Raw genomic sequence first — 15,153 nt, 5'->3', positions numbered from 1 at the left:
TGCCGCCCGCCCGGGGAAAAATTGGATCCGGCGCGGGCGCCGCGCCGCCGCGCGTCAGTAGGCCGCCGGCGGCATCACCACGCGCGGCGTGAGGAAGATCAGCAGCTCGGTCTTGTCCTGCACGCGTCCGCTTTGCCGGAAGAGGTGGCCCAGCAGCGGGATGTCGCCCAGGAACGGCACCCTGGATTCATGCCGGTTCTCGGTCTGGGTGTAGATGCCGCCGATCACCACGGTGCCGCCATCCTCCACCTGCACGCGGGTCTTGACGTGCTTGGTGTTGATCGCCAGGCCGCCGGGCGTGGCGCTGCCGCGGCTGTCCTTGTTGACGTCGACGTCGAGGATGACGTTGCCGTCGGGCGTGATCTGCGGGGTCACTTCCAGCTTCAGGTTGGCTTTCTTGAACGCGGTGGCGGTGGCGCCGCTGCTGGTGGACTGCTGGTAGGGGATTTCCTCGCCCTGTTCGATCAGCGCGGCTTGCTGGTCGGCGGTGACGACGCGCGGGCTGGAGACGATCTTGCCGCGCCCTTCGGATTCCAGCGCCGACAGTTCGACGTTCAGGAAACGCTGGGCGGCGGCGTTGAACAGGGTGAAGGCGAAGCTGCCGGGATGCGCGCCGGCGATGGCCGGCGCCGGCAGGTTGAGCGCCGAATCCTTGAGATAGGTGCCGGGCGCCGGCGGCGTCTGGCCGCTCAGCTCGCCCACGCCGGCGTAGGAGTTGCCGGCGGCCGCGCCCCGTGTCTTGGCCGACAGGCCGAGCCTCATGCCCAGGTTGCGGGCGAAGCTGTCGTCGGCCTCGACGATGCGGGCCTCGATGAGCACCTGGCGCGCGGCGATGTCGATGCGTTCGAGCAGTTTGCGGATGTTGGCCAGCACCGCCATGGTGTCGGTGACGAACAGCTGGTTGGTGCGGGCGTCGACCACCGCGCTGCCGCGTCGCGAGAGCAGGGCGTTGCGGCGCTCGGCGACGACCGCGCCGTCGTCGCCGATGCCGAACACGTGGCGGAAGGTGTCGGCGCGCTGGTAGTTCAGCTGGAACACTTCGGCCTGCAGCGGCTCCAGGTCGGCGATCGAGGCCTTCTGCTCCAGCTCCTGGCGCTGGCGCGCCAGCATCTCCTCGCGCGGCGCGATCCAGACGATGTTGCCGTTGCGGCGCATGTCCAGCCCGCGCGCCTGCATGATGATGTCCAGCGCCTGGTCCCAGGGCACGTCCTTCAGGCGCAGGCTCAGCCGTCCCGCGACGGCATCGCTGGCAATGACGTTCAGGCCGGTGAAGTCGGCCAGCACCTGCAGCGCGGAGCGCACCTCGATGTCCTGGAAATTGAGCGAGAGCTTGGCGCCGCGGTATTCGTCGCCGGCGATCCGGTGCGCCGGCGGCGTGACCGGAATCACGTCGATCAGCAGCTGCTGCCCGCTCTGGTAGGCGTGGTAGCGCCACATGCCCTGCGGCTCGATCACCAGCCTCGTGCCGCCCTCATGACGCATGGCCGCGTAGCGCGTCACCGGCGTGGCGAAGTCGTTCACCTCCATGCGCCGCTGCAGCGCGGCCGGCAGGTCGACCCCGGCGATGTCGGCCACCAGTTTCTGGCCCAGCTGGCGCACCGTGACCGCAGCCTGCGCCGTCGGCAGCTCCACCGTCAGCCGACCTTCGCCGGCGGCGCCGCGGCGGAAGTCGATGGCGCTCACGGCAAGCCCGGTATCTTCATTCGGCGGTGGGGCAGGTTCGCGCAGCTCCACGCGCAGGGTGTTGCCATCCACGCGCAGGCGGTGCGTCACGGCGCGGCGCAGGTCGAGCTGCAGCCGCAGGCGCTCGTGATCCGTGGCCAGCACGGCGCGGCTGGCGAGGCCCCGGGCCGGGGTGTTCCTGGTCACGTCGCCGGCCAGCGAGGCCTGCGGGAAATCCAGCACCAGCCGCGGCGGCTCGAGGGTCGAGAAGGCATGGATGGCGTCCGGTTCCGGGGGATGGGCGAAACGCAGTTCGACCGTCGTGCCGTCGTCGCCCGGCTGGACGTTCAATGCCAGCAGCCGGTTCTGCCCCGCCGATGCGGGCAGGTGCAGCAGCGCCACAAGCAGCAAGCCGAACCCACGCGCCGTGACGATCATGCGCCGGCTTTCGAGGGCGCGGCGAGGCGTATCGTATGCACCGTCTGCGCAGTGTCGGGGCCGGCGAAGTCCAATGACGCCTCATCGATCCTGAGCACCTTGCCCAGGCGGTCCGGCAAAGGGTCGCCGGGGCGCACGCGGTAGCTCGCGCCATCGATCTGCAGCACCGCGCATGCCATGCTGTCCTGCACCAGGGTGCCGAGCAGGCGTATCCGCGTCGCGGGCGCCTCGATTTCTTCTTCCTCATCGCCGGCGATGCGGCCTTTCTGCGGCGTGGATTGCGAGGCCGGTTCCAGCCCACCCCGCAGCGCAAAGGGATCCGACAGCGTCGCGGCGACGTCCTCATCGTCGGCCGTTGCCGGCGCGCCGGCTTGCGGCGTGCGGTCAAGCTGCGGCCCCGGCCTGGCCGCGCGCCGGGCCTGGGCGATCCATGCACGGGCCAGCGCGCTCTCGTCGGTCGGCGCGGCAGCCGTTGCCGCCACCGCGACCGCGGCCGCAGCCGCGGCAAACACGCCAGCCAGTGGCGCCAGGAAGGCGGCGACGATGGCGAGGGGCGCCCTCATTTCTTTTCCCCGTCGTCGATTTTCTCGCTGCGCGCCATGACGCGCAGCCTGGCGTTCATCAGCAGCGCCGGAGTGGCATCGCGTTCGTCGCGCACGATTTCCATGGTGTCGAGAAGGACCGGCCACGGCGCGGCGGTAACCAGTTCGGTGAAGCGCAGCAGTTGCGTGTACTCGCCCCGCAGGCCGATCTCGGCGCCGGACGGGACGGCATTCCCCTGCGCCGCCAGCGGCCGCAAGGATTCCACGGTCAGGCCGCACTCCGCGGCGCGGCGCGCCAGCTTGGCCTGCAGCAGCTCGCCGGTGTCGTCGCTGTCGGGCCACAAGGCGTCTTCCGCCGCCGACAGCCGCATCGCCAGTTCGCCCTCATGTCGGCGCAGCGCGGGAAGACCGGCATCTTGCGCCAGCGCTCCCTTGAGCTGGGCCTGCAATTCGGCGCGACAGTTCTCCGCGCCCTGGCGCGCCGCGCTGCGTTCGCCGGCGTACAGCGCCAGGCCGCTGGCGGTGCAGGCGAGCAGCGCCGACAGCATCAGGGCGGCGCGCGCCGGCCATCGCCACTGCGCCGGATGGGAGCAGGCGCACGCAAGCGAAAGGCGAGGGCGCCTCATGAAGACCTCATCGCAGGCAGGCGTACGGACAGCGTGAATGCGTAGCGCCGTTGGGCGGCGTCGCCATCCTTTTTCAGGTCCCGGATCGCGATGCCGTCCAGGCCGGCGCGCGCGAGCGCCTCGGCATAGGCTTGCACATCGGACGTGGCGCTCGCATAGCCGCGCAGCTCGGCGTCGCCGGCGCGCAGCGCGATGCGCTCCAGCCGGCCCTGGAGCGGCATGGCCAGGGAGGCGCGGCGCAGCAGGCGTGCGGCCTGCGCGCGGCGTGCGGCCTGCCGGTCGAGGCCGTCGAGCCGGGCCTGCATCGTGGCAATGGCCTGGCGGGCGGCAAGCGCCTGCGCCAGTTGCGGCCGCAGGATGTGCAATTCGGCGTCGAGCACGCGGTTGGCCGCGGCCAGGGCAGCGGTCCGGGCGTCGATGCGCCAGCTCAGCGCGAGCACCGGCAGGGCACCCAGCACTGCGGCGCAGGCGAGTTGGCGGTAGAAGCGCTGCTCGCGGCGGCGGCGACGCTGTTCGGGCGATGCGGAAAAATCGAAGCGATCGAAGCGCGGGACGCCAGTCATGCCAGCCCTTCCGCAGCCAGCGCCAGCGCGCAATGGAAGGGCGCCAGCGCCGGGGCCGGGAGTGTCGCCGCGAAGGCGGCATCGATGCGCGGCGCGGCGACGACGGCTGCGAGCCCGGCGTATTTTCCGAGCGCGGCGGCGATGTTGCCCAGCCCGGGGTGGGGGCCGGTCAGCAGCAGGCGGCGCGGCGCAGGATGCAGCAGCGGCGCCAGTTCATGCAGCAGGGCCGGGATGGCGGCGGGGATGGCGGCCCGCCATCGCAGCGGCAGGCATTCGTGCGGTCGCCGCGACAGCCAGCAGGCGGCGCCCAGGTGCAGCACGGCGTCGGTCTCGTGCGTCCGCAGGAAGGCGGCCACGCACCAGCCGTCCACCGGCATCGCGCGCAGGGGGAGCTCGAGCGACCCGGCCAGGGCCAGCCGGTCCTCGGCCATCAGCGACGGCGCGCACAGCGCCAGCACCAGGACATCGGAGGGGGAGGCCGGCGCCGGGCCGAGCACGCGGTAGTCCAGCGCCAGCGAGTCCAGCGGCAAGCCGTGCGCGGCCAGTTCGGCGCGCACCTGCGCCAGCCGCTGCGGCGGGCTGGACGACGCCGGCAGTATCAGGCGTGTGGAGATGGCCGCCGCAGCGGGAATGGCGACGACGATGGCGCCTGCCTCCGGCGCGTGCTTGCGCAAAAGGCCGCGGCAGGCCTGCGCGGCCAGCCCGATGTCGCCGAGCTGGCCGTCGCCGCCGCATGCGTCTGCACCCAGCGGCTGCTCGGCCAGCCGTTCCACGCAGAGTTTCCCGCGCCGCCGGCGCAGCATGGCCAGGCGCACGCGGTCGGCGCCGATGTCGATGCCGGCGCAGCCTGCGCGCGCGTGGCGCCGGAACCAGCGCGCCGGCCTGGCCTGAGTAATCGCTTCGTTCGATGCCGCAAGAGAGTCCATGTCGCGCCGCCCCGGGGATGCCTCGATGAGCCGACGATTGTTCAGTACCTCCATCCCTGCGGGCAATAGACGAAACTTGAGGATCGCGGGGCAAATGACGGCCGGGGGAGGAACCGCGCCGCCCAATCCGGTCAAACCGTGTTTGGTCGATTTGCAACACTTGGCGGCAAGCGGCCTGATACGCGCTTTCCATGGCAATTCGTCCCGATCGCCGCAAGATGGTGGCAAATGCGGGGCGATCCGTACGGCCGGCGGCTGGCCGGGTGGTTCCTGCCCGCCATCGGCTGCCGGCGAAAGCCGGGGCGAACGGCCGCAGGCATGGGCGGTCCGGGCGAGCCGCTATAATGCGTCCTTGTTTCTTAACATCCGGCCAAGGCCTGCTCTACTCGTTTTTACTCGTTTATCTCGAATGTCTTCACCTTCCAACGCGGGCGACAAACCGACCCCGGCACCGGCCGGCAAGCCGGATCCTGCCCCGGCCAAAGCGCCGCGCAAGCGCATGCACTGGTCCCTGCGCATCGTCCTGGGCCTGTTCGGCACCCTATTCGGCCTGGTCGTCATGGCGCTGCTGGGCGTGACCTTCATCGTCGCCCTGACCTATCCCAAGCTGCCCGACCTCGACACCCTGACCGACTACCGGCCCAAGATCCCGCTGCGCATCTTCTCGGCCGACGGCGTGCTGATCGGCGAGTTCGGCGAGGAACGGCGCAACATGGTGCACTTCAAGGAGATCCCCGAGATCATGAAGAAGGCCGTGCTCGCCATCGAGGACGACCGCTTCTACGAGCACGGCGGCGTGGATTACCAGGGCATCGCGCGCGCCACCTTCTCCAACCTGTCGGGCGGCGGCGGCGGCGCCTCCACCATCACCCAGCAGGTGGCGCGCAACTTCTTCCTGACCAGCAACGAGCCGACCTTCCTGCAGAAGGCCACGCGCAAGTTCTTCTATGAGATCCCGCTGGCCTGGAAGATCGAGAACAACCTGACCAAGGACCAGATCCTCGAGGTCTACATGAACCAGATCTATCTGGGCCAGCGCGCCTACGGCTTCGCCTCGGCCGCCCAGATCTATTTCGGCAAGCAACTGAAGGACATCACCATCGCCGAAGCGGCCATGCTGGCCGGCCTGCCCAAGGCGCCGTCGGCCTACAACCCGGTGGTGAACCCCAAGCGCGCCCATGCGCGCCAGCAGTACATCCTGCTGCGCATGCGCCAGCTGGGCTACATCAGCGAGCCGCAATACCTGGTGGCCAGGGATGAGGAGCTGCGCGTCAAGGGCGACAGCTCGGCCTTCGGCATGCACGCCGAATACGTCGCCGAAATGGCGCGCCAGCTGATCTACTCGCAGTACAAGGACGAGACCTATACACGCGGCCTGAACGTCTTCACCACCATCACCAAGACCGACCAGGACGCCGCCTACATCGCCCTGCGCCGCGGCATCATCGACTACGAGCGGCGTCACGGCTATCGCGGCCCGGAAGGCTACATGGAGCTGCCGGAGAACGCCTCCAAGGAAGCCGTGGAAGACGCCGTCGAGGTCGAGCTGGCCGATCACCCGGACAGCGACGACATGGTCTCGGCCGTGGTGCTGGAAGCCAAGCCCAAGGAAATCACGGCGATGCTGGCCACCGGCGAAGAGATCAGCATCTCGGGTTCGGGCCTGGGCTTCGGCGCCAACCTGCTGTCGGACAAGGCGCCGCCGCAGAAGAAGATCCGGCGCGGCGCCATCATCCGCGTGTTCCAGGACGGCAAGAGCTGGATCATCACGCAGATGCCGGAGGTGGAGTCGGCCTTCGTCTCGGTCAACTCCCAGGACGGCGCGATCCGTTCGCTGGTGGGCGGCTTCGACTTCAACCGCAACAAATTCAACCACGTGACCCAGGCGTGGCGCCAGCCGGGCTCGTCGTTCAAGCCCTTCATCTACTCCTCGTCGCTGGAGAAGGGACTCTCGCCGGCCACCATCATCAACGATGCGCCGCTGACCTTCACCCAGACCGGCGGCCAGGTGTGGCAACCCAAGAACTACGGCGGCAAGTTCGAGGGCCCGATCTCGATGCGACGCGCGCTGCAGAAGTCGATCAACCTGGTCTCGATCCGCATCCTGGAGCGCGTGGGCGTGAAGTATGCGCAGGAGTACATCACCCGCTTCGGCTTCGACGCCGACAAGAACCCGCCCTACCTGACGCTGGCGCTGGGCGCCGGCAACGTCACGCCGCTGCAGATGGTGGGCGCGTACTCGGTGTTCGCCAACGGCGGCTACAAGGTCAACCCTTACCTGATCACCAAGGTCACCGACAACAACGGCGACGTGCTCTCGCAGGCCAAGCCGGCCACCGCCGAGGATGAGTCCAACCGCGTGATCGACGCGCGCAATGCCTTCATCATGGACAGCATGCTGCGCGACGTGGTGCGCCACGGCACCGCGGTCAAGGCGTTGTCGCTGAAGCGCACCGACCTGGCCGGCAAGACCGGCACCACCAACGACTCGATGGACGCCTGGTTCGCCGGCTACCAGCCGGGCCTGACCGCGATCGCCTGGATCGGCTACGACCAGCCCAAGAGCCTGGGCGACCGCGAAACCGGCGGCGGCCTGGCCCTGCCGGTGTGGATCAGCTACATGTCCAAGGCCCTCAAGGACGTGCCCAACGTCGACCGCAAGGTGCCCGACGGCGTGATCGAAGCCGGCGGCGAGTTCTACTACGCCGAGTACCCGCCCAACGCCATGGTGCGCGACCTGGGCATGGGCGACCATTCCGGCCTGACGCCGGAAGAGGAAAAGGCCAAGACGCAGATGAAGAACGAATTGTTCTGACGTCCCGCTGCCGGGATCGCAAACGAAAAAGCCGCCTGTCGCGAGACAGGCGGCTTTTTTCATGCGGGCAGGCGGGAGAGGGCGCTCAGTCCCGGCCGGACACGTGGTGGCTGATCCTGCGCAGGGCCAGCAGCGTCAGCACCTCGTCCTGCTCCACGCCGTGGTCGCTGAGCTTGACGATCACGGTGCGCGTGGCCGGGTTGACGTAGATGTATTGCCCGAACACGCCGATGGCCGTGAAGTCGCGGTCGGCCGCGTTGCCGGGCGGGATCCACCAGCCATTGCGGTAATCGAGGACGGCGCCGTCGTTGACCGGCAGGCGCGGCTCGCCGGTCCAGGCGGGGGCGACGATCTGCTTGCCGCCGGCGCGGCCTTCGTTGAGGTAGAGCAGGCCCAGCTTGGCGAAGTCGCGCGCGGTGGTGTTGATGCAGCAGAACGCCTTCTCCACGCCATGGCGGTCGCTGTCGGTGCTCCAGCTGGCGTCCTGCTCCATGCCCAGCGGCTCCCACAGGGTGCGCTGGGCGTAGTCCGACAGGCGCATGCCGGTTGCGCGCGCCAGCACGCGGGAGAGCACCAGGGTGTCGATGCTGCGGTACTCGAAGCGCGAGCCGGGCGCGAAGCGCAGGCCATGGCGGCGGGCGATGAAGCTGGTCAGGTCGGTGGTGACGAACATGCGCACCACCGGCGAGGTCAGCGAGCCGCCATAGCGCTCGTCGACGTCGATGCCGCCGCGCATGTCGAGCAGCTGGCCGATGGTGATGCCGGCATAGGCCGGGTCGATCTCGCCGGGTTTGAGGTAGTTGCCGATCGGCTCCTGCAGCGACTTGATCGCGCCCTGCGCCAGCGCCGCGCCGGTCAGCGTGGCGACGAAGGACTTGGCCACCGAGAACGAGGCGAAGCGCGAGGAGGCGTCGTCGCCGTCGATGTAGCGTTCGTAGGCGATGCGCCCGTCCTGCACCACCAGGAAGGCTTGCGTATGGGTGGTCGCCAGGAAGTCCGCCAGCTTGAGCGCGCCGCCGTCCTTCCAGGGCACGGCGATCTCCAGCGGCTGGAGCGAGGTCGGCAGCGGCGCCGGATGGGCCGAGCGCGCGATCGGGTTGGCGTCGAACACCTTGTAGCTGCGGCTGCGCGGAGTCAGGTCGAACTGCAGGTCGACCAGGGTCGGCAGGCTGGGCAGGTCGGCCGCGCGCCGCGCTCCTTCGGCGGCCGCCAGCAGCGCCAGCAGCGCGGCGGCGACGCCGGCCAGGCGCCGGGATGTTCTGCGGTTGCGCATGGCGGGAACGGTCAGGCCGCCTGGCGGCGCGCGGCATACTGGCGATAGCCGCGCGCGCGCAGGGCGCAGGCCGGGCAGGCGCCGCAGCCGTGGCCCCAGTCGTGCAGCGCGCCGCGCTCGCCCAGGTAGCAGGTGTGGGTGTCGGCGCGGACCAGGTCGACCAGCGGCGCGCCGCCCAGCGATTCGGCCAGCTCCCAGGTCTCGGCCTTGTCGATCCACATCAGCGGGGTCTCCACTTTCAGCTGCGTGGCCATGCCCAGGTTGAGCGCGACCTGCAAGGCCTTCATGGTGTCGTCGCGGCAGTCGGGGTAGCCGGAGAAATCGGTCTCGCACATGCCGCCCACCAGCACGTTGAGCCCGCGGCGGTAGGCCAGCGTGGCCGCCACCGTCATGAACAGCAGGTTGCGGCCGGGCACGAAGGTGTTGGGCAGGCCGTTGTCGTTCATGGCGATCGCGACGTCGCGCGTGAGCGCGGTGTCGGAAATGGCGCCGATCAGGCCGAGGTCGATCATGTGGTCCTCGCCCAGGCGCGACTCCCATTGCGGCGAGAAGCCCCTGATCTTTTCCAGCAGCGCCGGGCGCACGGTCAGCTCGATGGCGTGGCGCTGGCCGTAGTCGAAGCCGATGGTTTCCACGCGCTGGTAGCGCGACAGCGCCCAGGCCAGGCAAGTGGTGGAATCCTGGCCGCCGGAAAACAGCACCAGCGCGCTCTGGGTCTTGACGGTCGGGGCGATTGCGTCGGGGGAAATGTCGGACATGTTGCCTGCCTGCAGATAGGGAAGATGCAAAGGCGCGGGGCCTGAGCCGGGATCGATGCCGGCTCAGGCCCCGCGCTGGGATTGCTGGAAGCTTAGTTGGTTTTCTTGACCGAATCCAGCGTCTGTTCGATATAGTCGCCGTCCGGATCGGTGAACTTGAGGCGCACCGGATACCACTCCTGCTTCGGCGCCAGCCAGATGTCGAGCTTCTGGCCTTGGGCGTCCGGCGGCGGCGCGCGGAAGACGTGCACGGCGTCGATCTCGCCCTGCGGCGTCCTGATCCTCTCGCGGCCCACTACCTTGAAGCTCCATTGTTCGGCGTCGCGCGGGCCGGCCACGAAGAACTTCCATTCCGAGCCCGGCGTCATCTTCGCCGCATTGGCCCGCGCCACCGCCACCAGTTGCCAGGTGATGCCGGTGCGGTCCTGCTCGCCGCCCTGCAGCGGGAAGCTCTCGGCCGATTGCGTGAAGGTGATCTTGTTCTGTTCGCGGTTGAAGGTGGTGGTGGACGGATCGCGGCGCAGGCGCTTCTCGACGAAGCGGTCGGGCGCCATGCCGTAGGCGTCGACCGCGCCTTCGCTGCTGGTCTCGAGGATCTTGCCCAGCAGCATTGCGCGGGTTTCGGTGCTGACGGCGTAGGAGGTCTTGCCGTTGGTCCATTTCACCAGGCCCTGGCCCTTCACGTCCAGGCCGCTCTGCTTGGCGTCGATGGAATAGTTCAGCTCGGCCGAGGGCGGCAGGTTGAAGGCGCGTTTCTCGACCGGGTGCGGGGCATTGGCGTCGGCGGCCAGCGCCGCGGAGGCTGCCAGCGCGCCCGATAATGCGGCGGCGATGAGGGTGGTGCGGAGTCGTGCGGGAGGGAATGTTGTCATGGCGAGCTCTTCGTGTCGGTCTCTGTTGGTGTGCGTATTGTCGGATCAGGTCGGGGCGCCGGCGGGCATTTCAAGCCGCGTCATGGCCTTTTTACGACCGCGCGCCGGGCTTACCGGTTCTGCGCGGCGGGCGCAGAATTGTTCTCAATTGTTTCGGTCGACGCCGGCCGCTCGATTTCCGACAGCTTCAGGTCGACGACCTCGCCGTCCCGGCGCAGGTCAGTATAGAGCACCCGCGCCGGATACCATTCGTGCTGCGGCGCCAGCCAGATGTCGATGCGCTTGTCGTAGGTGCCGGGCGTGGGCATGCGCGCCACATGCCAGGCCCGCAGCTCGCCGATCGGCAGCCGGATCTGTTCCTCCCCCAGCACCTGGATGCGCCACACCTCGCCGTCGCGCGCGCCCGCCACGAACAAATCGATCACCGAGCCGGGTTGGAACCTTGTGGCATCGCCGCGGCCGATTGCCGCCAGCTGCAAGAGCACGCTGGCGCGATCCTGTTCGCCGCCGCGGCGCGGATAGGTTTCGGTGGAGGCTGAAAAGCTGATCAGCTTGCGTTCCCGCTGGAAGTGGGTGTTGGTGGCGGCCCTGCGCCCGGTCTGTTCGGTATACAACTCGGGCGAGACGCCGAAGGCGTCGATGGCGCCGCGGCTGGAGAAGTTGGCCCAGGTAATCCAGAGCGCTTTCGTGATGACTTCCAGGTGATAGTTGCGGCCGTCGTTTTTCCAGTCCAGCGTGGTGGTGCCGCGGTAGGGATTGGGAAGACCGTCGCGCGTGCTTTGCGCATCGTAGCCCAGCCGCGCGCTGGGCGGCGGGTTGGTGTCGTAGTGCTCGCCGGCCGCCGTCGGCGCTTGCGCTTGCGCGGGGCCGGTGTCGTCGCCTTGTCCGGGGCTGGCCTCCGCTTTGCCATTGCCATTGCCAGATGCCGCGCCCGCCTCGGCGGCTGCGGTGACGGCCGGTTGCGGGGCGATGGTTTCCACTGTCTCGCGGATGGGTTCGTCGGGCGGTTCGATCGGCGTCGGCGGCGGTGCCTTGCGCGCAGGCGCGGCGGCGGTTTTTTTGGGCGCGGCAGGCTTGGCTACCGGCAGCGACACCGGTTGTCGCGGCGGCGGCAGCGGGCGCAGTTCCACCGTGAGGACCGGTTCATCCTGCGCGGCCGTGCCCAGCAGGTGGCGCTTGCCCCAATCCACCAGCAGCAGGTGCAGCGCCAGCGAGAGCAGGGCCAGCGCCAGCAGGCGCGGCCATCGCCTGGGTATGCGGGAAGAATTGCGGGAGACATCGGTCATGCCGCAAGTTTATCGGATCGAGGCAGCGGCGTCGCCCGGCCGCCGCAACGCGGAGGGCAATTTCAAACATCGTACAATGCGGCCTGTCGCGCCAAGCCCAAGCGGCCCTGCGCTCTCATGACCGGACATCGATGAAGAAACTGCCGCAACCGAAACTGCTCGCTCCGCTGTGCGCCGCCATCGCGGCCTGCCTCTTGCACCTGCCGCTGCACGCGGCGCCGCCCGCCGCCGCGCCGATCCGCATCGGCATGATCGACGGCCTCTCCGGCCCCTTCGCCAATGCCGGCGAGGCGGTGGTGCGCAACATCAGCTACGCCATCGATCGCATCAACGCGCGCGGCGGCGTGAGCCTGCCGGACGGCAAGCATCCCTTGCAGCTCTCCACCTTCGACAACAAGCTGGGCGTGGAGGATTCGCTGGTGCAGTTGCGCCAGCTGACCGACCAGGGCATTCCCTTCCTGATCGAGGGCAACAGTTCGGCGGTGGCCGCCGCGCTGATCGACGCCGTCAACAAGCACAACCAGCGCGAGCCGGACAAGCGCGTGCTGTTCCTCAACTATTCGGCGGTCGATCCGGCGCTGACCAACGAGAAGTGCAGCTTCTGGCACTTCCGCTTCGACGCCAGCGCCGACATGCGCATGCAGGCGCTGACCGAGGCCATCAAGGCCGACGCCGCCACCAAGCGCGTCTACATCATCGGCCAGGACTACAGCTTCGGGCGTCAGGTGGCCAAGGCCGCCCGCGAGCAGCTGGGCGCCAAGCGGCCCGACGTCGCCATCGTCGGCGACGAGCTGCACCCGATCGGCAAGATCAAGGACTTCGCGCCCTACATCGCCAAGATGAAGAGCGCCGGCGCCGACGCCGTGATCACCGGCAACTGGGGCAACGACCTCACGCTGCTGGTGAAGGCCGCCAAGGACGCCGGCTTCAAGGCCAAGTTCTACACCTTCTACGCCAACAGCCTGGGCGCGCCGGCGGCGATCGCCGACGCCGGCGTGGGCAGCGTGCGCGCGGTGGCCGAGTGGCATCCCAACGCCGGCGGCACCCCGGGGTCGCCCAGCGACGCCTTCTACCAGGAATTCCGCAAGCGCTACCCGCAGCCCAAGGACGATTACCTCTACCTGCGCATGCAGGTGATGATCGAGATGCTCGCCAAGGCCATCGAGAAAGCCGGGAGCGCCGAGCCACGGGCGGTTGCATATGCACTGGAAGGCGCGCATTATCAGGGCGCGTTTCACGACGCCACGATGCGCGCGGCCGACCACCAGCTGATCCAGCCGCTGTACCTGATGCAGATGCAGCGCGCCGACAGCGGCGGCATCCGTTTCGACAACGAGGGCAGCGGCTACGGTTTCCGCACCGAGCGTTTCATTCCGGCCGAGCAGACGGTATTGCCGACCTCGTGCAGGATGCAGCGCCCGCCGCGCTGAGCGCGCGTTTTCATGCGCCGCGCTGGCCGGCGGTTTCCCCCCTATCAGGAGCGTTGAATGCTGAACCAGGAAAAGATGCCGGGCGCAGGCTCGGTGACCGATACGATCGATTTCATGAAGCAGATGTGGGGCGGCATGGGCGCGCCGTCCATGATGGCGCCGTCGCTGTCGGTGGACGACATCAACAAGAAGATCACCGACCTCAAGACTGTGGCTTCGTGGCTTGAGCTCAACCTCAACATGCTCAAGGCGACCATCCAGACGCTGGAAGTGCAAAGCGCGACGCTGTCGACCTTGCAGGCGATGAGCGCCATCCTGGCCTCGCGCGGGCCGGGCGCGGCCGATGAACAGGCCGGCGAGGAGGCGGCCGCGGCGCCGTCGTTCCCGTTCGGCTTCCCGATGTGGCCGGGCGCGACGGCCAAGGAGCAAGCGCCGGAGCCGGAGGCCGCGCAAGCCGAGCCCGAGCCGGAACCGGAGGCCGAACCCGAACCTGAAGCGCAAGAGCCGCAGGCGGCGCCGGTCGAGCCGGCGCCGGCTTTCCAGTCGGCCATGGCCAACCCCAACGCCTGGTGGAACGTGCTGCAGGAGCAGTTCAAGCACGCCGTAGGCAATGCCATGACGGGCATGCAAGCCGAGCAGGAGCCCTCGCTCAAGCCGGCCAAGCCGTCCAAGGCCGCCGCAAAGCCCGGCAGTACGCCCAAACGTAGCAAAAATAAGACAGTGTCGCCGGCCGGCGGCAAGAGCCCGGCGGCGGCGCCCAAATCCCGGCCGGCAGGTGCCGTGCGAGGAGGCAAGGTGGCCGCCAAGGCGAGCAAGCCTGCGGCGGCGCAGCCACGCCCCGGGAAAGTGCCTAAAAGTGCGCCAAATACGAGCGCGTCGGGCCGGGCTGCTGTTGTACAATCGCGGCAAAACAAGAAGCCAGCCCCCCGCAAGCCAACCTCTCCCTGAATCCACGCCATGGCAGAGCCCAGGTCCACCAGCCCGGGTTCACGGTGTTTGTCATATTCCTGAAACCTGAGGGTTTTAGTATGGATAGAGGGAAAATCTTGTTAAAATCAAACACTTAACGCATATAGGCAAACACAGAGATGCTGTACCCAGAATTGTTCAAATCGCTCGAGCAGGTCCGCTGGAATATGGATAAGGATATTCCCTGGGACAAGTTCGACGCTTCGCTGCTCACCGACGAACAGGCCCAGACCATTCGCATGAATGCGATCACGGAATGGTCCGCACTGCCGGCGACCGAAATGTTCCTGCGCGATAACCGCGGCGACAGCGATTTTTCGGCATTCATGTCGGTATGGTTCTTCGAGGAACAGAAGCACTCGCTGGTGCTGATGGAGTACCTGCGCCGTTTCCGCCCCGAGCTGGCCCCGACCGAAGAGGAGCTGCACAACGTGCGCTTCGAGTTCGATCCCGCGCCGCCGCTGGAAACGCTGATGATGCACTTCTGCGGCGAGATCCGCCTGAACCACTGGTACCGCTGTGCCGCCGACTGGCACACCGAGCCGGTCATCAAGCAGATCTACAAGATCATCAGCCAGGATGAAGCCCGCCACGGAGGCGCCTACCTGCGCTACATGAAGAAGGCCCTGAACGAGGTGGGCGACAAGGCGCGCGCCGCCTTCGCCAAGATCGGTGTGCTGATGGCTTCCGCCCGCCGCACCGAGAAGCCGCTGCACCCCACCAACCTGCACGTGAACCAGGCGCTGTTCCCCAACGACACCGTCCAGAGCCGCCTGCCGGATCCGGAGTGGCTGGAGCACTGGCTGGATACCCAGATCAAGTTCGACGGCGAGTGGGAGAAGAAGGTGGTCGACCGCATCCTGCACAACATGTCGCTGCTGTTCGAACGCACCTTCGGCAACGTGCAGGAGCTGAACCGCTACCGCAAGGAAATCGTCCAGCGCCTGGTGCCGGGCGAAGCCGCCACGGCATAAGGACGCCGCCGGCCGCAAA

Annotated in this window: 13 protein-coding genes; 4 read left to right on the top strand and 9 right to left on the bottom strand. The window is 68.2% G+C overall.

Features of this window, described 5'->3' with window-relative positions; all coding sequences use genetic code 11:
- Positions 1-54: 54 nt before the first annotated feature.
- From Herbaro_RS19065 to pilM, 5 genes are read right to left on the bottom strand one after another with little or no spacing between them, the layout of a single operon-like run.
- On the bottom strand, positions 55-2,100 hold the full coding sequence (locus Herbaro_RS19065; RefSeq protein WP_275011179.1) for a type IV pilus secretin PilQ: 2,046 nt from the start codon (positions 2,098-2,100) through the stop codon (positions 55-57).
- The gene (locus Herbaro_RS19060) at positions 2,097-2,663 is read right to left on the bottom strand and encodes a hypothetical protein (RefSeq protein ID WP_275011178.1); all 567 of its coding nucleotides are present in this window, start codon (positions 2,661-2,663) and stop codon (positions 2,097-2,099) included. Before Herbaro_RS19060 ends, Herbaro_RS19065 begins: the two co-directional genes overlap by 4 nt.
- Positions 2,660-3,268, bottom strand: a complete 609-nt coding sequence (gene pilO / locus Herbaro_RS19055) for a type IV pilus inner membrane component PilO (RefSeq protein ID WP_275011177.1) — start codon at positions 3,266-3,268, stop codon at positions 2,660-2,662. The genes Herbaro_RS19060 and pilO overlap by 4 nt, the downstream gene beginning before the upstream one ends.
- The gene (locus Herbaro_RS19050; protein ID WP_275011176.1) at positions 3,265-3,831 is read right to left on the bottom strand and encodes a pilus assembly protein; all 567 of its coding nucleotides are present in this window, start codon (positions 3,829-3,831) and stop codon (positions 3,265-3,267) included. The genes pilO and Herbaro_RS19050 overlap by 4 nt, the downstream gene beginning before the upstream one ends.
- Complete coding sequence (gene pilM, locus Herbaro_RS19045) at positions 3,828-4,757, bottom strand: pilus assembly protein PilM (protein ID WP_275011175.1); 930 nt, start codon at positions 4,755-4,757, stop codon at positions 3,828-3,830. The genes Herbaro_RS19050 and pilM overlap by 4 nt, the downstream gene beginning before the upstream one ends.
- A 499-nt stretch (positions 4,758-5,256) precedes the next feature.
- Between pilM and Herbaro_RS19040 the strand changes: the two genes are divergently transcribed.
- Positions 5,257-7,572 (top strand): penicillin-binding protein 1A, encoded by a 2,316-nt coding sequence (locus tag Herbaro_RS19040; RefSeq protein WP_275011174.1) that lies wholly within the window; start codon positions 5,257-5,259, stop codon positions 7,570-7,572.
- Between the two features lie 85 nt (positions 7,573-7,657).
- Here the strand turns inward: Herbaro_RS19040 and Herbaro_RS19035 are convergent, their stop codons facing one another.
- The 4 genes from Herbaro_RS19035 to Herbaro_RS19020 form a co-directional block, all read right to left on the bottom strand.
- The gene (locus tag Herbaro_RS19035) at positions 7,658-8,845 is read right to left on the bottom strand and encodes a serine hydrolase domain-containing protein (RefSeq protein ID WP_275011173.1); all 1,188 of its coding nucleotides are present in this window, start codon (positions 8,843-8,845) and stop codon (positions 7,658-7,660) included.
- A gap of 11 nt (positions 8,846-8,856) precedes the next feature.
- The gene (queC, locus tag Herbaro_RS19030) at positions 8,857-9,603 is read right to left on the bottom strand and encodes a 7-cyano-7-deazaguanine synthase QueC (RefSeq protein ID WP_275011172.1); all 747 of its coding nucleotides are present in this window, start codon (positions 9,601-9,603) and stop codon (positions 8,857-8,859) included.
- A gap of 92 nt (positions 9,604-9,695) precedes the next feature.
- Positions 9,696-10,475, bottom strand: a complete 780-nt coding sequence (locus Herbaro_RS19025; protein WP_275011171.1) for a DUF3108 domain-containing protein — start codon at positions 10,473-10,475, stop codon at positions 9,696-9,698.
- A 110-nt stretch (positions 10,476-10,585) separates the two neighbouring features.
- Entirely contained in the window at positions 10,586-11,761 is a 1,176-nt protein-coding gene (locus Herbaro_RS19020; protein ID WP_275011170.1) for a DUF3108 domain-containing protein, read from the bottom strand.
- Between the two features lie 131 nt (positions 11,762-11,892).
- Here Herbaro_RS19020 and Herbaro_RS19015 point away from each other — a divergent pair, with 131 nt between their 5' ends.
- The 3 genes from Herbaro_RS19015 (at position 11,893) to Herbaro_RS19005 (ending at position 15,134) form a co-directional block, all read left to right on the top strand.
- Positions 11,893-13,191: a branched-chain amino acid ABC transporter substrate-binding protein gene (locus tag Herbaro_RS19015; protein WP_275011169.1), complete on the top strand. Its 1,299-nt coding sequence runs from the start codon at positions 11,893-11,895 to the stop codon at positions 13,189-13,191.
- Between the two features lie 57 nt (positions 13,192-13,248).
- Positions 13,249-14,139 (top strand): PhaM family polyhydroxyalkanoate granule multifunctional regulatory protein, encoded by an 891-nt coding sequence (locus tag Herbaro_RS19010; RefSeq protein ID WP_275011168.1) that lies wholly within the window; start codon positions 13,249-13,251, stop codon positions 14,137-14,139.
- Between the two features lie 140 nt (positions 14,140-14,279).
- Complete coding sequence (locus tag Herbaro_RS19005; RefSeq protein ID WP_275011167.1) at positions 14,280-15,134, top strand: ferritin family protein; 855 nt, start codon at positions 14,280-14,282, stop codon at positions 15,132-15,134.
- The last annotated feature ends 19 nt before the right edge of the window (positions 15,135-15,153 follow it).

Source organism: Herbaspirillum sp. WKF16 (assembly GCF_028993615.1).
In the GTDB taxonomy this organism is placed as follows: Bacteria; Pseudomonadota; Gammaproteobacteria; order Burkholderiales; family Burkholderiaceae_D; genus Herbaspirillum.
The sequence above is the reverse complement of the archived record's forward strand: the minus strand, read 5'-3'. Positions and strand labels throughout refer to the sequence as shown.